The following is a 25,309-nucleotide window of genomic DNA, read 5'->3' as shown; positions in this document are numbered from 1 at the left end:
TCCGCCGCTGCTCGCGGCCGTGGGCGCGGGAACGTGTGCCTCACACCCACCGACGATGACGGTACCGTGCGAGACATGCAGAACCCGTTGACCCCCGAGGTCCTGGCCGATCCGGTGGCGCTCACCCGCGCCCTGGTCGACATCGAGTCGGTCTCCCTCAACGAGAAGGCGATCACCGACTGCGTCGAGGAGGTGCTGCGCGGCGTACCGCACCTGCGTACCTATCGACACTCGAACACGGTGATGGCCCGCACCGAGCTGGGCCGGGCGCAGCGGGTGGTGCTCGCCGGCCACCTGGACACCGTTCCGCTCAACGACAACTTCCCGTCAACCATGCGCGGCGACCTGATGTACGGCTGCGGCACCTCAGACATGAAGTCGGGGGTGGCGTTCGCGCTGCACCTGGCGGTGACGCTGCCCGACCCGCGCTACGACGTCACCTACTTCTTCTACGAGGCCGAGGAGATCGAGTCGCGCTACAACGGCCTCACCCTGGTGGGGGAGAGCCACCCCGAGTGGTTGCGGGCCGACTTCGCGGTGCTGCTGGAGCCCACCTACGGGATCGTCGAGGCGGGCTGCCAGGGCACCATCCGGGCGGTCGTCACCACGCGCGGCGAGCGGGCCCACGCGGCGCGCTCCTGGCACGGGGTGAACGCCGTCCACGGCGCCGGCGAGGTGCTGCGCCGCCTGGGCGCGTACGAGGCACGTCGGGTGACCATCGAGGGCTGCGACTACCGGGAGGGGCTCAACGCCACCGGGATCCACGGCGGGGTGGCCGGCAACGTCATCCCCGACCTCTGCGAGATCGAGATCAACTACCGGTACGCCCCGGACCGCGATCCGGTGACGGCCGAGGCGCACCTGCGCGAGGTCTTCGCCGGCTTCGACCTGAGGGTCACCGACGCGGCTGCCGGGGCGGCCCCGGGGCTGGACAACCCGGTGGCGCAGGAGTTCCTGGCCGCGGTCGGCGCCGCCCCGATCGGCAAGCTGGGCTGGACGGACGTGTCCCGGTTCGCGGCCCTGGGCATCCCGGCGCTCAACTTCGGCCCCGGCGACCCGAACCTGGCCCACCACAAGGACGAGCACGTCGAACTGACCAAGATCCGTGACGGCGCGGCCACCCTGCATCGCTGGCTCGCCCCGGCCTGACGTACCGACGATCCGGGGCCACGCGCGGCGTCGCGGGGCCCCGGATCGTCAGACGCTCGGGGACAGCGACGTGTCCGCCTCGTCGGTCTCGGCCGCCGACTCGGCGCGGTGGGCCTCCATCATCCGGGCCCGGCGGCGCTCGGCCACCACGTCGTGGATCCGCCGCTGCATCTGCCGGCGGATCCGGATCATCTCGCTGTTGCTGATCAAACGCTTGCTCCTCCCCCGAAGGCGCGTCGCCCCGGGCATACCGGGTATGTGAATAGTAAGACGTGTCCGCCACCGAAAAAGTTGCCTTGATCGCGAAGTTTTTCTCCGGCAGGCCCGTCTACGCGCCGCCCCGCTGGTGCTCCACTACGGTGGCCCCATGACTGAGAGCAGCAGGAAGTCGGCTGAGCAGGGGTCGCCGCGGGGGGAGCGGCACCGCGGCGCGGTCACGCTGCGCAATCGAGCGATTCCTAACAGTACCGCAGATCAGCGGCTGCTCGACTCCCGGGGCCGCAGCGACTGGAAGACCAAGGACGCCTGGCGGGCCCTGCGGATCCTCTCCGAGTTCGTCGAGGGGTTCGACACGCTCGCCGACCTGCCGCCCGCGGTCAGCGTCTTCGGTTCGGCCCGCAGCAAGCCCGACAGCCCGGAGTGCCGCCTGGCCGAGGAACTGGGCGGCGCCCTGGCCCGGGCCGGCTACGCGGTGATCACCGGCGGCGGGCCGGGCGTGATGGAGGCCGCCAACCGGGGCGCCGGGGAGGCCGGCGGCCTCTCCGTCGGGCTCGGCATCGAGTTGCCGTTCGAACAGGGCCTCAACGACTGGGTCGACCTCGCCATCGACTTCCGCTACTTCTTCGCCCGCAAGACAATGTTCGTCAAGTACGCCCAGGCGTTCGTGGTCCTGCCCGGCGGGTTCGGCACCATGGACGAGCTCTTCGAGGCGCTCACCCTGGTGCAGACCGGCAAGGTGACCCGGTTCCCGGTCGTGCTGATGGGCGCCGACTACTGGGGCGGCCTGCTCGACTGGCTACGCGACCGGATGGCCGCCGACGGCAAGATCGGGTCGGGCGACCTCGACCTCATCTGCGTCACCGACGACGTCAACGAGGCGGTCCGGCACATCGTGGAGGCCGAGGCCGTGCTCTCCGCCGAGCAGGAGGCGGTCCGCGAGGAGGCGGTCGCCCGGGTGGCCGCCGACCAGCGGGCCGCCGCCGAGGCCGCCCCCGACGGCCCGACGGGTCGGCGCTGACATGGCAAACGTCTGCGTGTTCTGCGCCTCCTCGCGCACCCTCGACGACCGCTGGCTGGCGCTTGCCACCGAGACCGGCACCGAACTGGCCCGACGCGGGCACACCCTGGTCAGCGGCGGTGGCTGCGTCGGCATGATGGGCGCGGTGGCGGACGGCGCCCGGGCCGCCGGGGGGCGCACGATCGGAGTCATCCCGCAGCCGCTGGTCGTCCTGGAGGCGGCCGACCTGGCCGCCGACGAACTGCTGGTCACCGATGGAATGGCGAGCCGGAAGACGTTGATGGTCGACAAGTCGGACGCCTTCGTCACGCTGCCCGGCGGGTTGGGCACGCTCGACGAGCTGTTCGAGGTCTGGACCACCGCCACGCTGGCCCTGCACACCAAGCCGATGGTGCTTGTCGACGCGGACGGGTTCTACCGGCCGCTGCTCGACTGGCTCGGCACGCTGGCCGACCGCCACTTCCTCAAGCCGGCCGCACTCGACCTGGTGATGGTCGCCGACAGCGTGCCCGCCGCCCTCGACCTCATCGACGCCCGCCTCACCTGACGCGCCCCGCCCCGCCCCGTCCCGCTCCTGCTCCTGCTCCCGCCCCCGCCCTCCCCGTTCCCGTTCCCGTTCCCGCCCTGGCACTGGTGCCGCCCTGGCACTGGTGCCGCCTGGTTGACACCCCTCCCGTTCCACCCATCGGCTGCGGGCCGGGCGAGTGGAACGGGAGAGGTGTCTCCGGCCCCGTTTGACACCCATACCGTTCCACTCATCGGCCCCGCGCCGGGCGAGTGGAACGGTATGGGTGTCTCCGCGCCGCCCTGCGGGGGTGCTTCCGGCTGACGGCTTGGGAGAGGGGCACGGAGGGCGAGACCACGAGCCCTCCGCGTCGACCGGCGCTCGGGACACGGCAGCGCCGCCGCCGGGCGGGCGGATCGTCCCGGTGGCGGCCGTTCCCGCTGACCGGGTGCGCTGCGTCCGGTGGGCGGCGCCGGTTTCCGGGTGTCGTACCGGCGTGGTGGGATGTCGGTGATGCAGGCGTACCGGTTGGTGCGCCGGCCCGGCGGCGCGGGGGCGGGGGTCACCCACGGGGCCGGGGCGGGGCAGGGGGTGGGCCGGTCCGACGGACCGGCCGTGACGGAGCCGCGATCCGGGGGGTCGACGGTCGATGCCGCGCACCCACCGGCTGTGGCCGAGCCGAGCAAGGCCGAGCCGACCGTGGCCGAGCCGAGCATGGCTGGGCCGACTGGGGCTGGGCCGACTGGGGCTGGGCCGACTGCGGCTGGGCCGAGGGTGGCCGGGCCGACTGGGGCCGGGCCGAGCGTGGCCGGGCCGACTGGGGCCAGCGGGCGTCGGGCGGATCCGGTGCAGGCCGAGGTCGTCGCGCACACCGACGGGCCGATGCTTGTCGTGGGCGGGCCCGGCACCGGAAAGACCGCCACCCTGGTCGAGGCGGTCGCCGCCCGGGTGGCCGAGGGCGTCGACCCGGAACGGGTCCTGGTGCTGACCTTCGGCCGGCGGGGCGCCACCGAGCTGCGCCGGCGCATCGAGGCCCGGATCGCCGGGGACGGCCACCGCGTGCTCCGTGAGCCGCTGGTCCGCACGTTTCCGGCGTACGCTTTCGGGCTGCTCCGCCGGGCCGCGGCGGAACGCGGTGAGCCCTCACCGCGGCTGCTCACCGGCCCGGAGCAGGATCTCATCATCCGCGAGCTGCTCGACGTGGTCGGTGAGGAACCGGACGACGATCCGATCGGTTGGCCGGCGGACATGCGTCCCGCGCTGCGTACCCGGGCGTTCGCCCAGCAGCTCCGCGACCTGCTGATGCGGGCCGCCGAGCGGGGCGTCGGCCCGGTCGAGCTGGCCCGCCTCGGCGAGAAGCTGGGCCGCGCCGACTGGCCGGCCGCCGCCCGCTTCCTCCGCGAGTACGTCGCCGTTCTCGCGCTGCGTGACGTGAGCAACCGGGGCTCGGTCGCGTACGACCCGGCGGAGCTGGTGCGGGCCGCCACCGGCATGCTGCTCGACGATCCCGGGTTGCTCGCCGCCGAGCGCCGCCGCCTGACCCACGTCTACGTCGACGAGTTGGCCGACACGGATCCGGCCCAGGTGGACCTGCTCGCCGTGGTGGCCGGCGGCGGCAAGTCCCTGGTCGCCTTCGCCGACCCGGACTCCTCCACGTACGCCTTCCGGGGCGCCGACCCGGCCGCGGTCGGCGCGTTCCCGCACCGGTTCCGGACCGCCTCCGGCGCGCCGGCCGCCCAGGTCACGTTGGCGACCTCCTACCGGGCCGGGCCGGTGTTGCTGGCGGCGACCGCCCGGCTGGCTCGCCGGCTCCGGGGTCCGGCGGCCCACCGGCGGCTGCGTCCGCTTCCGGATGCCCCGGCCGGCGCGGTCGAGGTACGCACCTTCCGCTCCGCCACCAGCGAGTCCGCGTGGCTGGCCCACACCCTGCGGGAGGCCCACCTGCTCGACGGGGTGCCCTGGTCCCGGATGGCGGTGCTGGTGCGTTCCACCGGGCGGCAGCTCCCGTCGCTGCGTCGTGCCCTGCACACCGCCGGCGTGCCCACCGTGGTGCACGGCGAGGATCTGCCGCTGCACCTCCAACCGGCGGTGGCCCCGCTGCTGCTCCTGCTCCGCTGCGCGCTCGAACCCGACCGGCTGGACGAGGAGTCGGCGGTCGCGCTGCTGCACTCGCCGCTCGGCGGCGCCGACCCGCTGGCCGAGCGGCGGCTGCGGCAGGGGTTGCGGGCGCTCGCGCTGGCCGGCGGCGACCGTCGCCCCTCCGGTGAGTTGCTTGTGGAGGCGCTGCGCGAGCCGGCCGAGCTGGCCACCATCGAGCGACGGTGGGCGGAGCCGGCACAGGTTGTGGCGCACCTGCTGGCGACCGCCCGGCAGGCCGCCGGCACGCCCGGCGCCACCGTCGAGGACGTCCTCTGGGCGGTGTGGCGGGAGAGCGGGCTGGCCGAGCGCTGGGCCGGGGCGATCACCCGGGGGCGGGCGGCCACCGGCGAGCACGAGACGGCCCAACGCTGGCGGGCCGAGGCCGCCGACCGGGATCTGGACGCCGTGCTGGTGCTCTTCGACGCGGCGGCCCGGTTCACCGACCGGTTGCCGGGGGCGCGCACCGAGGTCTTCCTCGACCACGTGCTCGGCCAGGAGTTGCCGGCCGACACGCTCGCCGCCGCCGCCGACCGGGGGGACGCGGTACGCCTGCTCACCGCGCACGCGGCGAAGGGCCTGGAGTGGGATCTGGTGGCCGTCGCCGGCGTGCAGGAGGGCGTCTGGCCGGACCTGCGACTGCGTGGCAGTCTGCTCGGCTCGGAGCGGCTGGTCGACGTGCTCGCCGGCCGGGCCGACGGCGCCGGGCTGCGGGCCAGCTTGGTCGGGCAGACGTCGGCGCTGCTGGACGAGGAGCGGCGGCTGTTCCACGTCGCGGTCAGCCGGGCCCGGCGCCGGCTGCTGGTCACCGCCGTCGCCTCCGCGGCGGTCGGCGGCGACGACCACGAGGAGCAGCCCAGCCGCTTCCTGCACGAACTGGCCGCCGCCGACCCGCCCGCCACCGGCAGCGGCGCTAACCAGAGCGGTCCGGACCCGGACGGGCCGGTGCCGCACGGTGACGAGCATCCGCAGGACGGAGCGCCGGGTGCGCTCCCGGTGACGCTGCCGCCGCGCGGGCTCACCCTGTCCGCGCTGGTGGCGGAGCTGCGTACCGCGATCACCGACCCGGCGGCGCCGATCACCCGGCGGCACGCGGCGGCGGGTGAGCTGGCGCGGCTGGCCGCCGCCGGGGTGCCCGGCGCGCACCCGGACGACTGGTGGGGGTTGCGCGGCCTCTCCGACGACCGGCCGCTCGTCGACGACGGCGAGCCGGTGCGGGTCACCCCGTCGGCCATGGAGAGCGCGTTGCGGTGCAGCCTGCGCTGGCTGCTGGAACGGCACGGCGGCAGCGGGCCGGCAAGCGCCGCCCAGGGGGTCGGCAACCTGGTGCACGCCGCCGCGATGCTCGCCGAGGACGCGAGCGCGGACCGGGAGGCGTTGCTGGAGTACGTGGCCGCCCGGTTCGACGCGATCGAGCTGGCCGCCCGGTGGATGGTCGGCCCGGAACGGCAGCGTGCCGAGGCGATGGTCGACAAGCTGCTGCGCTGGCTGGCCGGCAACCCGCGCCGGCTGCTCGCCATCGAGCACGAGTTCGCGGTCCGCCTCGACGATCCGACCCGGCCGGTCGAGCTGACCGGCCGGGTCGACCGGCTGGAGGTCGACGACGAGGGGCGGCTCGTGGTGATCGACCTGAAGACCGGCAAGTCGACGGCCGTCACCGAGCGGGAGGTGGCCGAGCACCCGCAGCTCGGCGCGTACCAGGCGGCGGTGGAGGCGGGCGGCTTCGCGGAATTCGGCGAGGAGTCCGGCGGGGCCGCGCTGGTTCAGCTCGGCACCGGCGCCCGGGACGCCAAGGAGCAGGCCCAGGCCGCGGCCGGTGAGGGCCCGGAGGCCGGCTGGGCCACCGCGCTGGTCCGCCGCACCGCCGACACGATGGCCGCCGCCACGTTCGCCGCGGTCGCCAACTCCAAGTGCCGGGTCTGTCCGGTACGCACGAGCTGCCCGGTCTCCGGCCAGGGCCGGCAGGTCGTCGAGCCGCCACCGGAGAGCCGGCCGTGAGCGCGCGGAGTCGAACGGGGACCGGAGCATGACGACGCAGCCGGCGCTGTTCGGCGCCACCGGCCCGCCCCCGCCCCGGGCCGCCGACGCGGGCCCCCGTTACACGCCTGTCGAGCTGGCCAAGCTGCTGCGGCTGCCGGCGCCCACCCGGGAGCAGGCCGCGATCATCGCGGCGCCGGTGGAGCCGCTGCTCGTGGTCGCCGGCGCCGGCTCCGGCAAGACCGAGACGATGGCCGCCCGGGTGGTCTGGCTGGTGGCCAACGCATACGTGCGGCCCGAGCACATCCTCGGCCTCACCTTCACCCGCAAGGCCGCCGGTGAGTTGGCGCACCGGGTCCGGACCCGCCTCGACCAGCTCGTCCGCCGCCTGGGCCGACCGCGCCGGGACCCGCGCGAGGACCCGTTCGCGGGCGAGCCGACGGTGTCCACCTATCACTCGTACGCGGGGCGGATCGTCACCGAGCACGGGTTGCGCGCCGGCTACGAGCCGACCACCCGGCTGCTCACCGAGGCGTCCCGCTGGCAGCTCGTCGACCTGCTGGTCCGCAACTACGACGGGGACATGTCCGAGGTGGACCGGATGCCGTCGACCATCACCGACGCGGTGCTCGCCCTCGCCGGCGAGTTGGACGAGCACCTGGTCGACCCGGACGAGTTGGCGGGCTGGACCGGCCGCTTCTTCGCCGAGGTGCAGTCGCGTCCCGGCCGGGTCTACGCCGACGTGCGCAAGGCGCTCCAGCTCCAACGGACCCGGCTGAAGTTGCTGCCGCTGGTCCGGGCGTACGCCCGGCGCAAGGACGACTTCGAGGCGATGGACTTCGCCGACCAGCTCGCCCGCGCGGCCCGGGTGGCCCGCGACCACCCGGGCGTCGGCGTGATCGAGCGGGACCGGTTCCGGGTGGTGCTGCTCGACGAGTACCAGGACACCAGCCACGCCCAGGTGGTGCTGCTCAACGCGCTGTTCGGCGGCGGCCACCCAGTCACCGCCGTGGGTGACCCCTGCCAGTCCATCTACGGCTGGCGCGGGGCCAGCGCCGGCACGCTCGACCGGTTCCCCGGCGAGTTCGCCCGCGCCGACGGCACCCCCGCCGACGTGCTGGGCCTCACCACGAGCTGGCGCAACCGGCCGGAAATCCTCGACGTCGCCAACGCGCTCGCGGTGCCGCTGCGGGCGGCCGGCGCCCGGGTGCCCGAGCTGCACGCCGCGCTCAGCGTCCGCGATCCGATCCCGCACCGCACGCCGGGCGGCCGGGCCGCCGGCACCGTGCACTGCGCGCTGCTGCCGACGTACGCCGACGAGGCCGACTGGATCGCGGACAGCGTGCTGGCGTCCTGGCGGGGCGCGGCCGGGACGCCGGGCGCGCTGCCCGAGCACATCCCGGCCGACCGTCGCCCGACCACGGCGGTGCTGGTGCGGCTGCGCAGCCAGATCCCGGCGATCGAGGCGGCGCTGCGGGCCCGGGGGCTGCCGGTGGACGTGGTCGGGCTCGGCGGTCTGCTGGACACCCCGGAGGTCCGGGACGTGGTGTGCACGCTGCGGGTGCTCGCCGACCCGACCGACGGGGCGGCGCTGCTGCGGCTGCTCACCGGCGCGCGCTGGCGGATCGGCCCGCGTGACCTGGTCGCCCTGCACCGTCGGGCGCGGACCATCGCCCGCAGCCGTCGGGAGCTGACCGGGGACGACGGGCCGGAGATCGTCGTGGACGTGCTGGACGAGGCGACCCTGGTCGAGGCGTTGGCCGATCTCGGGCCGGCGCAGGCGTACTCGGCGGAGGGGTTCGCCCGGCTGCGATCGTACGGGATGGAGCTGGCGCTGCTGCGCTACCGGCTGGACCAGTCGCTGCCGGAGCTGATCGCGGACATCGAGCGGACGATCGGGCTGGACGTGGAGGTGGCGGTCCGGGCCGGCCGGGACGGCGCCGGTGACGCCGGGCTGGCCCGCGCCCACCTGGACGCGCTCGGCGACGTCGCGGCCCGGTTCAGCGGCGAGACGCCCGGCGCCACGCTCGCCGGTTTCCTCGCCTACCTGGCCGCCGCCGAGGACGAGGAGCGCGGGTTGGCGCCGGGCGAGGTCGAGGTGGTGGCCGGCGCGGTGCAGGTGCTCACCGCGCACGCCGCGAAGGGCCTGGAGTGGGACGTGGTGGCGGTGGCCGGGCTGACCCGGGGCGTGTGGCCGGGGCCGGTCCGCAACTCGGACCACTGGCTGGGCGGGCTCGGCGTGCTGCCGTTCCCGCTGCGCGGCGACGCCGACGGGCTGCCCGAGCTGGCCCTGCCGGAGGCGGCGGACCAGCGTGGGGTGGCCCGGGCGTTGACCGAGTTCACCGACGCCTGGCGGGCGCACGACGAGCGGGAGGAGCGCCGGCTGGCCTACGTGGCGGTGACCCGGCCCCGGCGGTTGCTGCTCTGCTCCGGCTACTGGTGGGGGGAGGGGACGAAGCGGTTCCGCGGCCCGTCGGTGTTCCTGCGTGAGGTGCACGACGCCGGCCTGACCGGCGCGGACGGGCACGTGATCGACGCCTGGGCCCCGGAGCCGGCCGGGGACGCGGTGAACCCGACCACCGAGACGGTGCTGCGCGCGGAGTGGCCGGCCGACCCGCTGGGCGGTCGCCGGCCGGCGCTCACCGAGGCGGCGGCGCTGGTCCGCCGTCATCTCGCCGACCCGGACGCGGCCCGCCGCGAGGCGACCGTGCTGGCCGCCGTCGGCCCGTCCGATGTGGGGCAGGGGGATCCGGAGGTGGCCCGGTGGCGGCGGGAGGCCGATCTGCTCCTCGCCGAGCGGGCGGAGTTGGCCCGGCGGGCCGAGGCGGTCGAGGTGGACCTGCCGGGCCAGCTCTCGGTGACCCAACTGGTGGCGTTGCGTCGTGACCCGGAGTCGCTGGCCCGTGACCTGCGCCGGCCGATGCCGAGCGAGCCCAGCCCGTACGCCCGGCGGGGCACCGCGTTCCACGCCTGGTTGGAGCAGCGCTTCGGCGCGGACCGGCTGCTGGACGTGGACGAGCTGCCCGGCGCGGCCGACGACGGCGCTGCCCCGGACGAGGCGCTTGTCGCGTTGCAGGAGCGTTTCCTGGCCAGCGAGTGGGCGGACCGGGTGCCGGTGGAGGTGGAGGTGCCGTTCGCCACGGTGATCGCCGGTGTGGTGGTCCGGGGAAGGATGGACGCGGTCTTCGCCCGCCCCGGCGGGCGCTACGACGTGGTCGACTGGAAGACCGGCCGGCGGCCCACCGGCCGCGAGGCGGACGCGGCTGCGGTGCAGTTGGCGGTCTACCGGCTGGCCTGGGCGGAGCTGGCCGGCGTGCCGGTGGAGCGGGTCGGCGCGGCGTTCCACTACGTGCGGGACGGGGCGACGGTCCGCCCGGCCGACCTGCTCGACGTCGAGGGGCTGACCGCGCTGGTGACCGCCGTGCCGGAAATTTCGGAGTGACCTCCCCCCGCGGCGAGATCCGTGGTAGGTTATCCGGGTTGCAGTTTTGGTTTCCAGAGACTCTGTGTGCGCCTGGCGGATTGTGGCCCCAGGCGCTCTTTGTTGTGTCCGGAGTTCTCCGGGCGGGGCGACCAGCAGCGACAAGCACGGCACGCGGCCAGCGCGTGGTGTGCTCCCTCCGGCCCGCAAGACGTGCGGGCCGACCGTTCCGTCAAGGAGACGAAACACATGGCAATTGGCACCGTGAAGTGGTTCAACGCCGACAAGGGCTTCGGCTTCATCACCCCGGACGATGGCGGCGCTGACGTCTTCGCCCACTTCTCGGCGATCCAGACCTCCGGCTACCGGAGCCTGGACGAGAACCAGCGGGTCGAGTTCGAGGTGACCCAGGGCCAGAAGGGCCCGCAGGCGGAGAACATCCGCCCGCTCTGATCTTTCAGATCAACCGGCACCACCACCGCGCCCCGCCGGGCGTGGTGCACGGGCCGGCCCGCCGCGCCGCCCTCCCGTAACCGGGACGTGGCGCGCCGAGGCGGGTCGGCCCGTACCTTTTCGGTTCGTGCTTGTGATCACCGGCCCTGCCGGTGACGCGCCGCTGGTCGGCGCCCTTCCTCGACACGTGCCGCCTCGAGGAAGGCTTTCCGCATGACCACGACCCTGCCCACCTTCGCCGACACCGGCCTGGCGCCGGCGCTCGTCTCCGAGCTGGTCGCCCAGGGCATCACCGCGCCGTTCCCGATCCAGTCGGCCACCCTGCCCGACTCGCTCGCCGGCCGGGACGTGCTCGGCCGCGGGCGGACCGGCTCGGGCAAGACGCTCGCGTTCGGGCTGCCGCTGCTGCACCGTACGGCCGGCCGCCGGGCCCGTCCCGGTCGCCCGCTCGCCCTGGTGCTGGTGCCCACCCGGGAACTGGCCGCGCAGGTGACCGCCGCGCTCGTCCCGTACGCCGGGGCGCTCGGGCTGCGCTGCGCCACGGTGGTCGGCGGGCTCTCGCTGAGCCGGCAGGCGGACGCGCTGCGGGCCGGCGCCGAGGTGCTGGTGGCCACGCCGGGACGGCTGCACGACCTGATCGACCGGGGTTCCGCCCGGCTGGACCAGGTGGCCATCACCGTCCTCGACGAGGCGGACCAGATGGCTGACATGGGTTTCCTGCCGCAGGTGACGAAGCTGCTGGAGCAGGTCGCGCCGGGCGGGCAGCGGATGCTCTTCTCGGCCACCCTGGACCGTGGCGTGGACCGGCTGGTCCGCCGGTTCCTGGCCGACCCGGTCACGCACTCCGTCGACCCGGGCACCGCCACGGTCACCGCGATGACCCACCACGTGCTGCACCTGGAGCCGGAGGACAAGCCGGCCGCGCTGGCGAACATCGCCGCCCGTGAGGGCCGCACCATCGTCTTCATCGCCACCAAGCACCGCGCCGACCGGGTGGCCCGCCAGTTGCTCGCCAAGGGCGTACGCGCCGCCGCGCTGCACGGTGGCAAGTCGCAGCCGCAGCGCACCCGGATCCTGGAGCAGTTCCGCACCGGCCAGGTCACCGCGCTGGTGGCCACCGACGTGGCGGCGCGGGGCATCCACGTCGACGGGCTCGATCTGGTGGTCAACGCGGACCCGCCCACGGAGGCCAAGGACTACCTGCACCGGGGCGGCCGGACCGCGCGGGCCGGGGAGTCGGGCACCGTGGTCACCCTGGTCCTGCCGGAGCAGCGCCGCGACGTGGCCCGGCTGATGACCACCGCGGGGATCAATCCGAAGACCACCCGGGTACGCCCCGGTGACGCGGAGCTGGGTCGGCTGACCGGGGCGCGGGAGCCTTCCGGTACGCCGGTGACCATCGCGCCGCCGGTCGCCGCGCATCCGGCCCCCGGGACCCGTCCGCGTCGCCGCCCGCGCCGGCGCTGACCGGCCGGCCCGGGTCACCTCGCTGAGTCGGGGATCAGCGGACTTTCAGTCGGCTGTCCGACACTCCGGCGGCGCTCCGGCGACCATGCTGGTCGCCGGGGGCCGGTCGGGGGGACCGGCCGGACGCGGGAGGGGTGACCATGGCGGGCGACGCCGGCCCGGGTGGGACCCGGGAAGTGCTGCTGGTGCTCGCCGTCGCGGGCGCCGGTCTGGCGCTCGCCGTGGTGGCCGCGTTCGGGCCCTGGCATCCGGCCGCGGCCGGTTCGCAGGACCGGGGTGCGGCCCGCACCTTCAACCCCGGACAATAGTCGGCCGCGCACGCACCGAGGGGGCGCGAGCGGCCGGGCGGGGCCCCGGCACCGGGCCCCGCCCGGCGTCCGGCCGACCGATGACGGCGAGCATGGCCCGAGCGCGTGGTCGACGTGCGCCGAGGCGCACGCGACGTCAGTTGCCGGCCTGGTCCAGCACGCCCCAGCGGCGGCGGATCGCCTTGTCGGCCGCACCGAACGCGGTGTCCACGAGCAGGCCGACCACCAGGATGACGATCATGATGGCCATCAGCCGGGGCGCCTCGCTCAACTCGCGGGCGTAGGTGAGCTGCGCGCCGATCGAGGTGCGGGTGGCGATGACCACCAGCAGCTCACCGGCCATCAGGCTGCGCCAGGCGAACGCCCAGCCCTGCTTGAGCCCGGCCACGATGGCGGGCAGCGCGGCCGGCGCGATCACGTAGCGGTAGAGGTTGAGCCCCCGGGCGCCGAGGTTGCGGCCGGCCCGGACCAGCAGCGGCGGCACGTAGTCCACACCGTGGATGACGCCGTTGGCGACCGACGGCGCGGCGCCCAGCACCACCACGAAGAAGATCGCCTGCTCGCTGAGCTGGAACAGCAGGATGGCCAGCGGGAACCAGGCGATCGACGGCATGGTCTGCAACGCGGTGATCATCGAGCCGAGCGCGGCCCGGAGCACCTTGACCCGGGCCACCCCGAGGCCGAGCAGCAGGCCCACCGCGACCGCGGCGGAGAACCCGACGACCGCCCGGCGGGCGGTGGTTGCCAACCCTTCCCAGAGCGCGGAGCTGGTCAGGTAGTGGCCGAGGTCGGCGAAGACCACCGCCGGGCCGGGCAGCGCCCACGGCTCCTTCCAGCCGCTCCAGACGACGGCCTGCCAGAGCGCGACCGTCAACGCCAGCGCGGCGAACTTGGGCCAGGTGGCCGACCAGAGGCGGCGTACCCGGGACGGGCCCTTCTCCCGGCCGGCGATCTCCAGCGCGTCGAGGCCGGAGATCTCCGCGTCGGTGCGCGTCGATCCGGCGAGGGTGTCACTGGCCATGCCGGCCCACCTCCTTGCGCAGCCGGTCGGTGACCTCGGCGGCGATGGCCGACACCTCCGGCGAGTCGATCCGCCGGGGTCGTGGCACGTCGACCCGGGTGGAGTAGATGATCCGGCCGGGCCGGCTGGAGAGCAGGACGATCCGGTCGGCGAGCCGGGCCGCCTCGCGCACGTTGTGCGTGACGAACAGGACGGTCAGCTTGCGCTCGCCCCAGATCCGCTCCAGCTCGTCGTGCAGGATGTCCCGGGTCATCGCGTCGAGCGCGCCGAACGGCTCGTCCATCAGCAGCACCGGGGTGTCAAGCGCGAGCGTGCGGGCCAGCGCGACCCGCTGCCGCATGCCGCCGGAGAGCTGGTGCGGGCGCTTGCGGCCGAACTCGGACAGGTGGACCGTGCGCAGCAGTTCGGCCACCCGCGCGCGGCGCTGGTCACGGGGGAGCCCGCGTAGCTTGAGCGGCACCTCGACGTTGCCCTCGACGGTCGACCACGGGAACAGCGCCGGCTCCTGGAACATCAGGCCCGGGTTGACGCCCTCGCCCAGCTCGATCGCGCCGCCGCTGACCCGGTCCAGACCGGCGACCAGGTTGAGCAGCGTGCTCTTGCCGCAGCCGGACGCGCCGACCATGCAGACGAACTCGCCCGGCGCGACGTCGAGCGACACCCCGTCCAGCGCCAGGACGGCGTGTTCGCCCTGGCCGTACACCTTTGTCACGCCGCGCAGCGCGACCGAGCCGGTCGCGCCGCGCGGGGTGGTCGCGGTCGACGTCACGGCTTGGTGACCTCGGGCTTGCCCTGCGCCTTCAGCACCTCGTTGAGGAACGTCAGGTCGTAGAGGCCGGTCAGGTCGACCGGTTGGGTCAGCCCGACCGCGACGGCGTGGTCCAGGCCGGTCTTCAGCGAGGACGAGATCGGGTCGTTCGTGAACTCCAGCGTCGGCCAGGCCTGTTGGATCAGCTTGAGGTCCAGCGGCTTCCCGGTGATCTTGCCGATGTGCGCGGAGACGGCCTGCTGCGCCTCGTCCGGCCTGGTGTTGACGAACTCGTTCGCCGCGACCTGTCCCTCGACCAGCTTCTTCACCACGTCCGGGTGCGCCTTGCGGAACTTGGTGCTGACCAGCAGGTTGGTGATGACGAACTTCTTGTCCGGCCAGAGGTCGCGCTCGTCGACGAGCACCTTGCCACCGGCGTTGACCAGCCGGGAGACGAACGGCTCCGGCACCCACGCGCCGTCGATGGCCCCGCTGCCGAACGTCTCGACCGTCTGCGCGTTCTCCTGCGGAACGACCTTGACGTCGCCGCCGCCCTCCTTGGTGGTCGCCAGGCCGTTCTCCTTGAGCCAGTAGCGCAGCGCGACGTCCTGGGTGTTGCCGAGCTGCGGGGTGGCGATCTTCTTGCCGCGCAACTGCTCCACCGTGGTGATGGCGGGCTTGACCACGAGCGCGACGCCGCCGGACGCGGCGCCGGAGACCACCCGGACCGCCTCGCCCTTCGACTTGGAGAAGGCGTTCACGGTCGGGTTCGGACCGATGTACGTGGCGTCGAGCGCGCCGGAGAAGACCGCCTCGATGGCGGCCGGGCCGGCGTTGAAGGTCTTCGTCTCCAGCGTGACGTCGCCGCCCAGCTTCTCCTTGAAGATCCCCTTCTCCACGCCGACCACGGCCGGCGCGTGGGTGATGTTCGGGAAGTAGCCCAGGCGCAGCGTCACCGGGCCGGAGGCACCGGCGCCGTCGTCACCGCAGGCGGCTGTGGTGCCGAGCGTGGCCGCGCCGACCGTGGCCAGGGTGGCCAGGGTGACCAGGCGGCGCAGGGGGAGCCGTCTCATCGATCGTCCAATCCGCAGTATTCCTATTTAGTTGGTAGGAAGAGTGGGGCAGGGGGCGGCCGTCGTCAAGACCTGTCCCGCATCTGTCCACCGTTCGGCCGGGGCACACCGCCGGTGCGGCCGGTACGGAGGCGCTAGTGTCGATCGCGTGCCGACGCGGAGAGTGAAGATCCCAGCCACGAAATACCCGGTCGAGCGGTTCGACCTCGACAACGGCCTTCGGGTGGTGCTCACCCCGGACCGCAGCGCCCCGGTGATCGGGGTGGCGGTGGTCTACGACGTCGGCATCCGCTCCGAGCCGCAGGGCCGCACCGGCTTCGCCCACCTCTTCGAGCACCTGATGTTCCAGGGCTCGGAAAACCTGGAGAAGCTCGCCCACTTCCGGCACGTGCAGGGCGCCGGCGGCACCTTCAACGGCTCCACCCACCTCGACTACACCGACTACTTCGAGACGCTGCCGAGCAACGCCCTGGAACGGGCGCTGTTCCTGGAGGCCGACCGGATGCGCGGCCCCCGGCTGACCGAGGAGAACCTGCGCAACCAGGTCGACGTGGTCAAGGAGGAGATCCGGGTCAACGTGCTCAACCGGCCGTACGGCGGGTTCCCCTGGCTGACGCTGCCCCCGGTGATGTTCGACACCTTCCCCAACGCGCACGACGGCTACGGCTCCTTCGACGACCTGGAGTCGGCGACGGTGGCCGACGCCGCCGACTTCTTCCGCCGCTACTACGCCAGCGGCAACGCGGTGCTCGCGGTCAGCGGCGACATCGACGTGGCGGAGACGACCGCGCTCGTCGAACGGCACTTCGGCGACGTGCCGGCCCGCCCCGCCCCGGAGCGGCCCGACTTCACCGAACCCGACCTGACCACCGAGCGGCGCAGCACGTACACCGACGCGCTGGCCCCGCTCCCGGCCGTGGCGAGCGCCTGGCGGGTGCCCGACCCGGCCACCGACTTCGCCGGCTACCTGCCCTACGTGGTGCTGGCCGAGGTGCTCACCGACGGCGACGCCTCCCGGCTGGTCGAACGGCTGGTGCAGCGCGACCGCACGGTCACCAGCCTGGGCGGCTACCTCGGCTTCATGGGCGACCCGTTCGACGTGCGCGACCCCACCGCGCTGCTGCTCCAGGCCCACCTGCCGCCCGGCGGCGACGTGGACAAGGTGCTGCGCACCGTCGACGAGGAGCTGGACCGGCTGGCCACCGGCGGGCTGGCCGAGGGCGAGCTGGCGCGTACCCAGGCCCGGATGGCCACCCACCTGCTGCGGGACACCGACGCGGTGCTGGGTCGGGCGCTGCGGATGGCCGTGCTGGAACAGCAGCGCGGCGAGCCGGAACTCCTCAACGACCTGCCCCGGCTGGTCGGCGCGGTGACCGAGGAACAGGTCCGCGCCGCCGCCGCCACCCTGCGGCCCGAGCGCCGCGCATCCGTCGAGGTCGTGGCCGGAGGTGCCCGATGACCGCCACCGCCGCCGCCACCACCACCCGACCGCTGCCGGCGCTCGGCCCGAACAAGCGCCTGACCGTGCCGAAGCAGGCCGAGCGCACGCTCGGCAACGGCCTCACCGTGATCGCGGTACGCCGCCCCGCCGTACCCCTGGTCGAACTGCGGCTCTGGATGCCGTTCGGCCGGACCCACCTGGCCCGGGGCGCGATGCTGGCGCAGACCATGCTGGCCGGCACCGAGGCGCACACCGCCACCGAGATCGCCGCCGAGCTGCAGAAGGTCGGCGGCGGGCTCTCCGCCGGCCTCGACCCGGACCGGCTGATGCTCTCCGGCGCGGGTCTGGTCACCGGGCTGGACCGGATGTTGGAGCTGCTCGCCGAGGTGCTCACCGGCGCCAGCTACCCGGGTGACTGGGTGGCGACCGAGCGGGACCGTCTGGTCGACCGGATCCAGGTCGCCCAGAGCCAGCCCTCCCACCTGGCCCGGACCGCGCTGCTCAAGCGGGTCTACGGCCGCCACCCGTACGCGGTGCAGACCCCCGAGCCCGACCAGGTACGGGCGGTCCGCCCGGCCGCGCTGCGCCGGCTGCACGCCGAGCGGGTGCATCCGGCCGGCGCGGTGCTGGTGCTCGTCGGCGACGTCCGCCCGGAGCAGGCGCTCGACACGGCCGAGGCGGCGCTCGGCGGCTGGCGGGGCGACGGTCACACCGCCGAGCTGCCGCCCGCGCCGCCGCTGGAGCCGGGGCCGCTGCTGCTCGTCGACCGGCCCGGCGCGGTGCAGTCCTCGCTGCGTCTCGCGCTGCCCGCGGTGCCCCGCACCCACCCCGACCACGCCGCGTTGCAACTGGCGAACCTGATCTTCGGCGGCTACTTCTCCTCGCGCTGGGTGGAGAACATCCGCGAGGACAAGGGCTACACGTACGGGCCGCACTCGCTCGTCGAGCACTCGGTGGCCGGTTCGGTGCTCGTGGCCGGCGCCGAGGTGGCCACCGAGGTGACCGCGCCGGCGCTGCTGGAGACCACCTACGAGCTGGGCCGGCTGGCCACCGTCCCGGTGAAGCCGGAGGAGCTGGAACAGGCCCGCCGGTACGCGCTCGGCACGCTCCAGCTCGGCATGTCCACCCAGGCCGGCCTCGCGTCGCTGACCAGCGCGTACGCCGGCAACGGGCTGCGGCTGGACTTCCTCACCGAGCACGCCGCCCGGCTGGCCGCGGCGACCGTGGACGACGTCGCCGAGGTGGCCGCCCGCTACCTGGCCCCGGCGCGGGCGGTCACCGTGGTGCTCGGCGACGCGGCGCGGGTGGCCGACTCGCTGGCGGCGCTCACGCCGGTGCGGACGGAAGCGTGACCGGCGAGCCGGCTCCGCCGCTGGCCCGGTCCACGCTGGACCGGGCCGCCCACCGGCGTGCCGACCCGGCGTGGCTGGCCGAGGCGTGGGAGCAGGCCCGGGTGCTGGTGCTGGACTCCACGGACCAGGGTCGCGTCCTGGTCCGTGGCGAGGTCGCCCCACCGGAGCTGGTCCTGGTCGGCTCCGGCGAACTGCCCGAGGTGCCCCGCTCGGTGCCGATGTTTCTCGGCGTCGAACCGGACGGGGTGCCGGTCTTCGCGGTGGACGGGCCGCTGCCGGCGTTGCCGGACACCCGCCGGGTCCACCTGCGGGAGGTCGGCCACCTGATGACCGATCGGGACGCGGGCCTGTTCACCACCGCGTTGGCGCTGCTCAACTGGCACCTGCGGCACGGCTACTCGCCGTCCACCGGCCAGCCGACCCAGGTCGACGAGGCCGGCTGGTCCCGGCTCGACCCGGGCGGCCACCGCACCTGGCCGCGTACCGACCCGGCCATGATCGTGCTGGTGCACGACGGGGTGGACGGCCCGGAGGGCCGCTGCCTGCTCGGCAACAACGCGGCCTGGCCGAGCAGCCCCGGCGTGCGCCGCTACTCCTGCCTGGCCGGGTACGTCGAGCCGGGCGAGTCGGCCGAGGCCGCCGTGCTGCGTGAGGTCCGCGAGGAGGTCGGCGTCGCGGTCGAGGAGATCGGGTACGTGTCGAGCCAGGCATGGCCGTTCCCCGGCTCGTTGATGCTCGGCTTCCTGGCCCGGGCCGACGCCGACGCGCCGATCGAGGTCGACCCGACCGAGATCGCGCACGCGCGCTGGTTCAGCCGGCGGGAGATCGGCGCCGCCCTGGCCGGCGAGCCGGTGCCGGTGGACGGTGGCGACCGCCTGCTCCTGCCACCGCCGTCGTCGATCGCCCTGTTCCTGGTGCACCGCTGGCTCGACGGCCACTGCTGACCAACGTTAAGAAGGGCCCCCGCCTATACCGCAGGCGTTAAGCGGGGCCCCTTCCTTACACAGGGAGGACGCGGTCCCGGCCCGGACCGTCGTTGCCGCGACGGTCCCGGGCCGGGATCACGGGCCGTCGTGGCCGGGTGAGGCGTGGAGCACGGCGGGGGAGCCGGTCCGGCCACGACGGAGTCAGCGGCCGGTCATCCGCCGTCCCAGCGGTACGGCTGGCCGGGGGCGGGATCCTCGACGGGCAGCACCTTCACCCGGTGCCGACCGGCGCGTACCGCCCCGACGGCGGACAGCGCGCGGGCGAGCAGGAGGGCGGCGTCCCGGTCCTCGGCGTGGACGACCTGACGGCGGGGCTCCGGCGCGCTTGTCTCGTCCCGCAGCCGGACCCCGCCGGCCCAGGCGGCGGCGATGTCGGCGTCGGCGGCGCTTCGGATCTCGGTGCGGACGATCAGGAACCGCATGGTGTCCCCCGGAAGTGGACGGATGCGCGGTGGAACTTCCACGTCGCTCCAGGCGTCATCGTACGCCCGCACGTCGTCCCAGCAAGTGAAACGTGCGGGCTCGACCGTTCGGGGGATAGCAGGTCAGGACGGTTGTCGGGGGTGGACAAGCGAGGGGCCGCCGGCGTCACGCCGACGGCCCCGGAACACTCGCCGGATCAGTCCAGGTCGAACTGGCCGTTCTTCGTCCCGGCGAGGAAGCCGAGCCAGCCGGCCCGGTCGAACAGCAGGACCGGTCCGCCCGGGTCCTTGCTGTCCCGCAGCGCCATGGTCGCCGCTCCGGTGCCGAGCGGGGCGACCTCCACGCAGTTCGAGGTCTGGCTGCGGGTGCTCTTGCGCCAGGCGGCGCGGGCGAGTTGCCCGGAGGTCGTGCTGTTGCGGATTTCGTTCATGGTGTTCCTGCTCCTGGTGAGGTGCTCCGATGGGAACGAGTGACGCCGGGGCCGGACGGTGTCCGTGGCGGATCACCGTTCCGTCGTGAGGCGCCCCGAGCCCGGGCGGCGTTGGGTCGGCGCCGTTGCCGGCCCGGACGCCACGGTGGACTCGACTGCCGTGCCGGTCAGCGGTCCCGTCGCTTCGATCAACCAGGAGATGGTGTCCGAAGCGGAGAGTGCCGACGAGCATAGCCACTCGAACACCACTTTATAGCGATTTAGGGTGCTAACCTCGGTCGACATGACGTCGCCGAACCCACTTTCGATGGCGAGTGTCTCCGGATCGAGGGGATCGGCGAACCGATAGACCGAGAAGGCGGTCGGCGGAACGTACCAGTCGCCAACCTGCGTGTCCCGCAGCAGCAGCCGCAGCTCCACGTTCGGCAGTCGCGCCAGCTCGCACAGGTGGACGAGCTGCTCGCGCAGCACCTCCGGGGGCCCGGCCCGCCGGCCGAACGCGGTCTCCTCCAGCACGGCCGTGTAGCGGGTCACGTGCTCCAGCAGTGCCTGGCGGGATCGGCGGGCGCCGACCTCGGTCTCCGGGTCCTCCGGATCCGGGTCGCCGGCCTCCTCGGCCACCTTCGCCGCGGACAGGATCCGGTGCCGGGCGTACCCGGGGGTCTGCAACAGCCCGGGCACCAGCACCGGGCTGTACTCGGAGATCTCCGCGCAACCCGCCTCCAACTCGGCGAAGGCGCGCTGCTGCTCGGTCATCACCGGGAACTTGCGCATCCACCCCCGCATGTCGCCGGCCTCGTGGGCGATCCCGATCAGCTCCGCGCGCAGCTCGTCGGCGGCGCCGTAGATCGTCAGCAGCGCGTCGACGTCCTCCGGGTCGGGTCGGCTGCGGCCGTTCTCCAACCGCGACAGCTTGGATGCGGAGGCCCAACCGATCCGGTCGATGACCTGGTCACCGGTGAGACCGGCGTGTTCGCGGAGCCGACGCAGCTCGTTGCCGAGTCGACGACGGCGCAGAATCGGGCCCGGTGAGGCAGGAGGCACGGCGTCCTCTTTCCCGTCGACCGTCGCAAAGACGCGACGGTAACTGTATGGAATTCGCCCCCCACGGCCAGTATGGACGGCGCGACCGGTGTCGGCGGGTCCGGCGAGGGCGTGTCACGAGACAAAAAGAGGACTGTGGAGGGCGCCTTCACCGGCGTCCGCCCCCGACGCGCCCGCGGGCGCAACCCCTGCCGGAGGGAACCGATGCGCACCGTCCTGCGCCGCCCCGACTTCCGCCTGCTCTTCGCCGCGATGGTGGCGAGCATGGCGGCGGAGTCCATCCTGCTGCTCGCGCCGGCCGTCTGGGTGAAGGACCTGACCGGCTCGGACGGCATGGCCGGGGCGACCGTCTTCGCCGTCATCGCGCCGATGGCGCTCGCCCCGCTGGTCGGCTGGGTGGTCGACCGCTACCGCCGCCGGCCCTTCTTCATCGTCGCCAACCTGACCGCCGCCGTGCTGCTCGGCCCGCTGCTCACCGTGCGGGACCGGGACGACGTCTGGGTGATCTACCTGGTCGCGGGCCTCTACGGCCTGTCCTCGATCACCGTGGCCGCCGTGCTCAACGGGCTGATCCGGCAGATGCTTCCGCCCGACCTGCTGGGCGACGCGAACGGGGCGCTACAGACCGTCCGGCAGGGGCTGCGGCTGATCGGGCCGCTCGCCGGGGCCGGCATCTACGCCGCGGTGGGTGGCTGGCTGCTGACGGTGCTGGCCATGGGCGGCTTCCTGGCCGCCGCGGCGGTGGTCGGGCTGCTCCGGGTGGACGAGGGCGTGTCGCCGGGGGCCGGACGCCACCTGACGACCGGGCTGGGCGCCGGGTTGCGCCACCTGGCCCGCGAGGCGGCGCTGCGCCGGGCGCTCGTCGGGTACGGGCTCGGTTCGCTGGTGATGGGCTTCACCGAGTCGCTGATCTTCGCGTACGTCGACCAGGGTCTGGGCCGCGACGCCGCGTTCGTCGCCGTGCTGGTCCTGGTGCAGGGGATCGGTGGGCTGATCGGCGGCCTGTTCTCGGCCGCCGTGGTCCGCCGCCTGGGCGAACTCGGCGCGCTGGCCGCCGGGGTGACGTTCTTCGGCCCGGCCGCGCTGGCGCTGGCGTACCCCCGGCTCTGGCTCGGGGTGGTGGCGCTGCTGCTGGCCGGCGTCTCGCTGCCGCTGACCATGGTGGGGTTGCACACGCTGGTCCAGCGGCGGACGCCGCCGGGCCTGCTGGGCCGGGTCACCGCCGCGTCGCGGGCGCTCGTCAGCGGGCCGCAGGCGGTCTCCATCGGCGGCGGCGCGCTGCTCGTGGGCGTCTTCGACTACCGACTGCTGTTCGCGCTGGTGGGGGTGATCACCATGGCCGCGGGCCTGTATCTCTGGCGGGGCCGTGGGCTCACCCCGCCGGGCGCCGGCCCGGCCCGCGTACCGGGGCCCCGCCGGCCGCTCGACGACGAGATGCTCGCCACCATCCAGCGACGTCGCGCGCGCTGAGCCGACGACGAGCGACCGCACCCGGAGGGGTACGGCCGCTCGTCGGTTGCGCTCAGCTCAGCCGGGAAGCGCGGCGAGGTGCTGCTTGACCTGGTTGATCGAGGGGTTGGTCAGGGCGCTGCCGTCGGCGAAGCGCAGCGTCGGCACGGTCTGGTTGCCGCCGTTGACACCCATCACGAACTCCGCAGCCGCGGTGTCCTGCTCGATGTCGACCACCTCGTACGCGATGCCCTCCCGGTCGAGCTGCGACTTCAGCCGGTGGCAGTAGCCGCACCACGGGGTGGAATACAACGTCAACATGGTCAGGTCCTCCAAGGATGGCTCACGCCCGGCCCGTTCAGGCCAGGCTAACCTCTGCAACATCGGGCGGGGCTGGGATGATTCCCTGCTGTGGGGGTTCACTCAGCGGCGGAACGGGTGCTGACCGGGCTGGATCCGGAGCAGCGGTCCGCGGTGACCGCCCCGGCCGGCCCGGTCTGCATCCTGGCCGGCGCCGGCACCGGCAAGACCCGTGCGGTGACCTCGCGGATCGCGTACCGGGCGCTGACCGGCGACATCGCCGCCCGGCACGTGTTGGCGGTCACGTTCACCGCGCGGGCCGCGGCCGAGATGCGAAGCCGTCTGACCGTGCTCGGGGTGCAGGGTGTGCAGGCGCGCACGTTCCACGCGGCGGCGCTGCGGCAGGTCCGCTACTTCGCCCCCCGGCTGCTCGCCGGGCGGGCCATGCCGGAGCTGCTGGACAGCAAGGTGCGGGTGGTCACCCTGGCCGCCGCCAAGGTGGGCCTGCGGGCCGACCGGACCGCCGCCCGGGACCTCGCCGCCGAGATCGAGTGGGCCAAGTCCTCCCTGGTCGAGCCCGGTGAATACGTCGTGGCCGCGGCCAAGGCGCTGCGCGAGACGCCGTACGAGCCGGCCCGGGTGGCCGAGGTGTTCACCGCGTACGAGCGGCTCAAGCGCGGCAACGGGGTGATCGATTTCGAGGACATGCTGCGCGCCGCGGTCTGGGGGATCGAGGAGCACCCGGACGTGGCCGAGCAGGTGCGCAACCAGTACCGGCACTTCGTCGTGGACGAGTACCAGGACGTCAACCCGCTCCAGCAGCGGCTGCTGGAGGTGTGGCTCGGCGGCCGGGACGACCTCACCGTGGTCGGCGACGCCAGTCAGACCATCTACTCGTTCACCGGCGCGACCTCGTCGTACCTGGTCGACTTCCCGCGCCACCACCGCGGCGCGACGGTGGTCCGGCTGGTCCGCGACTACCGCTCCACCCCGCAGGTGGTGGGCCTGGCCAACGCGGTGATCTCGGCGGCCCGGGGCGCCGAGGCGCGGCTGCGGCTGGAGCTGCACGGCCAGCGCCGGCCCGGCCCGGAGCCGGAACTGCGGATCTTCACCGACGAGCCGGCCGAGGCCAACGCCGTCGCCGCCCGCTGCCGGGCGCTCGTGGCCGGCGGCACCCCGGCGCGGGAGATCGCGGTGCTGTTCCGCACCAACGCGCAGTCCGAGGCGTACGAGAAGGCGCTCACCGAGGCCGAGGTGCCCTACGTGTTGCAGGGCGCGGAGCGGTTCTTCGAGCGACCCGAGGTGCGCCAGGCGATGATTGCGTTGCGCGCCGCCACCCGGTCCGTCCCCGGGGAGACGCCGCTGAGGACGGCCGTGGTGGAGGCGCTCCGCGCGGTCGGCTGGACGCCCGACGCGCCCCCGCCCGGCGGCGTCGCGCGCGAACGCTGGGAGGCGCTCGCCGCGCTGGTCCAGCTCGCCGAGGAGTACGCGGCGAGCCCGCCCGTGGTGCCGATCGGCGAGGCCGCCTCGATCGAACGGCCGGTGACGCTCGCCGATTTCACCGAGGAACTGGCCCGGCGGGCCGCCCAGCAGCACGTGCCCACCGTCGAGGGGGTGACGCTCGCGTCGTTGCACTCGGCGAAGGGCCTGGAGTGGGACGCGGTGTTCCTGGTCGGGCTGGCCGAGGGCACGCTGCCCACCACGTACGCGAAGACGCCCGATCAGGTCGAGGAGGAACGGCGGCTGCTCTACGTCGGGATCACCCGGGCGCGGGAGTGGCTGTGGCTGTCGTACGCGGCGGCCCGCTCGCCCGGCGGTCGGGCCCGGCGGCCGTCCCGCTTCCTGCCGCAACTGGACCGTTCCGGCGGCGGTGAGCGGGCCGGCGGCGCGGGTCCGACCCGGCGGGCCGAGCGGCGGCGACCGCAGGTGGTGTCCTGCCGGATCTGCGGCGCCACGCTGCTCGCCGGCGCGGACCGCAAGCTGGGCCGCTGCCCGACCTGCCCGTCCGACCTGGACGAGGAGCTGTACGGGCGGCTGCGGGAGTGGCGGCAGCGGGTGGCCGGCGCGCAGCGGGTGCCGGCGTACGTGGTCTTCACCGACGCCACGCTCACCGCGCTCGCGGAACGGAAGCCGGCGCGCACCGAGGAACTGGTCGCGATCGCCGGGATCGGGCCCCGGAAAGTGGGGCTTTACGGCGATACGGTGCTGGCGCTGGTGGCCGGCGCGGCGGTGGACGACATCTGCCCACAGAAAACTTCTGAAAACTAGCCGTAAATCGTTTGCCCTCCCCTGCGGGCGAGGAATAGCCTCAGGGCACACCTCGAAGCGGCGCTGTTCTGGCTGCTCACGGGGGATGAGTCCACGGTCGGCACGAGGAAGGTCAGGGAGG

21 protein-coding genes are annotated in these 25,309 nt (G+C 74.1%); 13 read left to right on the top strand and 8 right to left on the bottom strand.

The window, feature by feature from the left end:
* Positions 1-75 precede the first annotated feature (75 nt).
* Positions 76-1,149, top strand: coding sequence for a succinyl-diaminopimelate desuccinylase (dapE, locus tag O7619_RS28850; protein WP_282284617.1), 1,074 nt, complete (start codon positions 76-78; stop codon positions 1,147-1,149).
* A 48-nt stretch (positions 1,150-1,197) separates the two neighbouring features.
* Here dapE and O7619_RS28845 read toward each other — a convergent pair whose 3' ends face one another.
* The gene (locus tag O7619_RS28845) at positions 1,198-1,359 is read right to left on the bottom strand and encodes a hypothetical protein (RefSeq protein ID WP_282284616.1); all 162 of its coding nucleotides are present in this window, start codon (positions 1,357-1,359) and stop codon (positions 1,198-1,200) included.
* A gap of 157 nt (positions 1,360-1,516) precedes the next feature.
* Here O7619_RS28845 and O7619_RS28840 point away from each other — a divergent pair, with 157 nt between their 5' ends.
* The 7 genes from O7619_RS28840 (at position 1,517) to O7619_RS28810 (ending at position 12,653) form a co-directional block, all read left to right on the top strand.
* Complete coding sequence (locus O7619_RS28840; protein WP_282284615.1) at positions 1,517-2,386, top strand: TIGR00730 family Rossman fold protein; 870 nt, start codon at positions 1,517-1,519, stop codon at positions 2,384-2,386.
* A 1-nt stretch (position 2,387) separates the two neighbouring features.
* Positions 2,388-2,933 (top strand): TIGR00730 family Rossman fold protein, encoded by a 546-nt coding sequence (locus O7619_RS28835; protein ID WP_282284613.1) that lies wholly within the window; start codon positions 2,388-2,390, stop codon positions 2,931-2,933.
* Positions 2,934-3,404: 471 nt separating this feature from the next.
* Positions 3,405-7,025, top strand: coding sequence for a PD-(D/E)XK nuclease family protein (locus O7619_RS28830; protein WP_282288984.1), 3,621 nt, complete (start codon positions 3,405-3,407; stop codon positions 7,023-7,025).
* Positions 7,026-7,053: 28 nt separating this feature from the next.
* Complete coding sequence (locus tag O7619_RS28825; protein WP_282284611.1) at positions 7,054-10,446, top strand: UvrD-helicase domain-containing protein; 3,393 nt, start codon at positions 7,054-7,056, stop codon at positions 10,444-10,446.
* Positions 10,447-10,674: 228 nt separating this feature from the next.
* Positions 10,675-10,878, top strand: coding sequence for a cold-shock protein (locus O7619_RS28820; protein ID WP_013288421.1), 204 nt, complete (start codon positions 10,675-10,677; stop codon positions 10,876-10,878).
* Positions 10,879-11,091: 213 nt separating this feature from the next.
* Positions 11,092-12,345, top strand: a complete 1,254-nt coding sequence (locus O7619_RS28815) for a DEAD/DEAH box helicase (RefSeq protein ID WP_282284610.1) — start codon at positions 11,092-11,094, stop codon at positions 12,343-12,345.
* A 140-nt stretch (positions 12,346-12,485) separates the two neighbouring features.
* On the top strand, positions 12,486-12,653 hold the full coding sequence (locus tag O7619_RS28810) for a hypothetical protein (RefSeq protein WP_282284609.1): 168 nt from the start codon (positions 12,486-12,488) through the stop codon (positions 12,651-12,653).
* A 136-nt stretch (positions 12,654-12,789) separates the two neighbouring features.
* Here the strand turns inward: O7619_RS28810 and O7619_RS28805 are convergent, their stop codons facing one another.
* Genes O7619_RS28805 through O7619_RS28795 form a run of 3 tightly spaced genes read right to left on the bottom strand, consistent with a single transcriptional unit; the run spans position 12,790 to position 15,495 of the window.
* A complete protein-coding gene (locus O7619_RS28805; RefSeq protein ID WP_282284608.1) occupies positions 12,790-13,674 on the bottom strand; it encodes an ABC transporter permease in 885 nt (294 codons plus the stop codon).
* Complete coding sequence (locus tag O7619_RS28800; protein WP_282284606.1) at positions 13,664-14,443, bottom strand: ABC transporter ATP-binding protein; 780 nt, start codon at positions 14,441-14,443, stop codon at positions 13,664-13,666. The genes O7619_RS28805 and O7619_RS28800 overlap by 11 nt, the downstream gene beginning before the upstream one ends.
* A complete protein-coding gene (locus tag O7619_RS28795) occupies positions 14,440-15,495 on the bottom strand; it encodes an ABC transporter substrate-binding protein (protein WP_282284605.1) in 1,056 nt (351 codons plus the stop codon). The genes O7619_RS28800 and O7619_RS28795 overlap by 4 nt, the downstream gene beginning before the upstream one ends.
* 148 nt (positions 15,496-15,643) lie before the next feature.
* Here O7619_RS28795 and O7619_RS28790 point away from each other — a divergent pair, with 148 nt between their 5' ends.
* From O7619_RS28790 to nudC, 3 genes are read left to right on the top strand one after another with little or no spacing between them, the layout of a single operon-like run.
* Complete coding sequence (locus O7619_RS28790; protein ID WP_282284604.1) at positions 15,644-16,954, top strand: pitrilysin family protein; 1,311 nt, start codon at positions 15,644-15,646, stop codon at positions 16,952-16,954.
* Positions 16,951-18,288, top strand: coding sequence for a pitrilysin family protein (locus O7619_RS28785; RefSeq protein WP_282284602.1), 1,338 nt, complete (start codon positions 16,951-16,953; stop codon positions 18,286-18,288). The genes O7619_RS28790 and O7619_RS28785 overlap by 4 nt, the downstream gene beginning before the upstream one ends.
* Positions 18,285-19,232: an NAD(+) diphosphatase gene (nudC, locus tag O7619_RS28780; RefSeq protein WP_282284600.1), complete on the top strand. Its 948-nt coding sequence runs from the start codon at positions 18,285-18,287 to the stop codon at positions 19,230-19,232. Before O7619_RS28785 ends, nudC begins: the two co-directional genes overlap by 4 nt.
* Positions 19,233-19,426: 194 nt before the next feature.
* On the opposite strand, the gene O7619_RS28775 is transcribed toward nudC, so the two are convergent.
* The 3 genes from O7619_RS28775 to O7619_RS28765 all read right to left on the bottom strand — a co-directional run bounded on the left by O7619_RS28775 (position 19,427) and on the right by O7619_RS28765 (position 21,171).
* On the bottom strand, positions 19,427-19,696 hold the full coding sequence (locus O7619_RS28775; RefSeq protein ID WP_282284599.1) for a hypothetical protein: 270 nt from the start codon (positions 19,694-19,696) through the stop codon (positions 19,427-19,429).
* A gap of 197 nt (positions 19,697-19,893) precedes the next feature.
* Complete coding sequence (locus O7619_RS28770) at positions 19,894-20,127, bottom strand: DUF397 domain-containing protein (RefSeq protein WP_282284598.1); 234 nt, start codon at positions 20,125-20,127, stop codon at positions 19,894-19,896.
* A gap of 72 nt (positions 20,128-20,199) precedes the next feature.
* A complete protein-coding gene (locus tag O7619_RS28765; RefSeq protein ID WP_282284597.1) occupies positions 20,200-21,171 on the bottom strand; it encodes a helix-turn-helix transcriptional regulator in 972 nt (323 codons plus the stop codon).
* Positions 21,172-21,375: 204 nt separating this feature from the next.
* Here O7619_RS28765 and O7619_RS28760 point away from each other — a divergent pair, with 204 nt between their 5' ends.
* A complete protein-coding gene (locus O7619_RS28760; RefSeq protein WP_282284596.1) occupies positions 21,376-22,641 on the top strand; it encodes an MFS transporter in 1,266 nt (421 codons plus the stop codon).
* Between the two features lie 57 nt (positions 22,642-22,698).
* On the opposite strand, the gene O7619_RS28755 is transcribed toward O7619_RS28760, so the two are convergent.
* Positions 22,699-22,941, bottom strand: coding sequence for a mycoredoxin (locus tag O7619_RS28755; protein WP_282284595.1), 243 nt, complete (start codon positions 22,939-22,941; stop codon positions 22,699-22,701).
* Positions 22,942-23,031: 90 nt separating this feature from the next.
* Between O7619_RS28755 and O7619_RS28750 the strand changes: the two genes are divergently transcribed.
* Positions 23,032-25,188: an ATP-dependent DNA helicase UvrD2 gene (locus O7619_RS28750; protein ID WP_282284594.1), complete on the top strand. Its 2,157-nt coding sequence runs from the start codon at positions 23,032-23,034 to the stop codon at positions 25,186-25,188.
* Positions 25,189-25,309 lie beyond the last annotated feature (121 nt).

Source organism: Micromonospora sp. WMMD998 (assembly GCF_029581235.1).
In the GTDB taxonomy this organism is placed as follows: domain Bacteria; phylum Actinomycetota; class Actinomycetes; order Mycobacteriales; family Micromonosporaceae; genus Micromonospora.
This window is presented reverse-complemented; position numbering and strand designations above follow the sequence as displayed.

Coding starts and splice junctions, on each gene's coding strand:
- dapE (WP_282284617.1), top strand. CDS start 76: ATGCAGAACCCGTTGACCCCCGAGGTCCTGGCCGATCCGGTGGCGCTC.
- O7619_RS28840 (WP_282284615.1), top strand. CDS start 1,517: ATGACTGAGAGCAGCAGGAAGTCGGCTGAGCAGGGGTCGCCGCGGGGG.
- O7619_RS28835 (WP_282284613.1), top strand. CDS start 2,388: ATGGCAAACGTCTGCGTGTTCTGCGCCTCCTCGCGCACCCTCGACGAC.
- O7619_RS28830 (WP_282288984.1), top strand. CDS start 3,405: ATGCAGGCGTACCGGTTGGTGCGCCGGCCCGGCGGCGCGGGGGCGGGG.
- O7619_RS28825 (WP_282284611.1), top strand. CDS start 7,054: ATGACGACGCAGCCGGCGCTGTTCGGCGCCACCGGCCCGCCCCCGCCC.
- O7619_RS28820 (WP_013288421.1), top strand. CDS start 10,675: ATGGCAATTGGCACCGTGAAGTGGTTCAACGCCGACAAGGGCTTCGGC.
- O7619_RS28815 (WP_282284610.1), top strand. CDS start 11,092: ATGACCACGACCCTGCCCACCTTCGCCGACACCGGCCTGGCGCCGGCG.
- O7619_RS28810 (WP_282284609.1), top strand. CDS start 12,486: ATGGCGGGCGACGCCGGCCCGGGTGGGACCCGGGAAGTGCTGCTGGTG.
- O7619_RS28805 (WP_282284608.1), bottom strand. CDS start 13,674: ATGGCCAGTGACACCCTCGCCGGATCGACGCGCACCGACGCGGAGATC.
- O7619_RS28795 (WP_282284605.1), bottom strand. CDS start 15,495: ATGAGACGGCTCCCCCTGCGCCGCCTGGTCACCCTGGCCACCCTGGCC.
- O7619_RS28785 (WP_282284602.1), top strand. CDS start 16,951: ATGACCGCCACCGCCGCCGCCACCACCACCCGACCGCTGCCGGCGCTC.
- O7619_RS28775 (WP_282284599.1), bottom strand. CDS start 19,696: ATGCGGTTCCTGATCGTCCGCACCGAGATCCGAAGCGCCGCCGACGCC.
- O7619_RS28770 (WP_282284598.1), bottom strand. CDS start 20,127: ATGAACGAAATCCGCAACAGCACGACCTCCGGGCAACTCGCCCGCGCC.
- O7619_RS28760 (WP_282284596.1), top strand. CDS start 21,376: ATGCGCACCGTCCTGCGCCGCCCCGACTTCCGCCTGCTCTTCGCCGCG.
- O7619_RS28755 (WP_282284595.1), bottom strand. CDS start 22,941: ATGTTGACGTTGTATTCCACCCCGTGGTGCGGCTACTGCCACCGGCTG.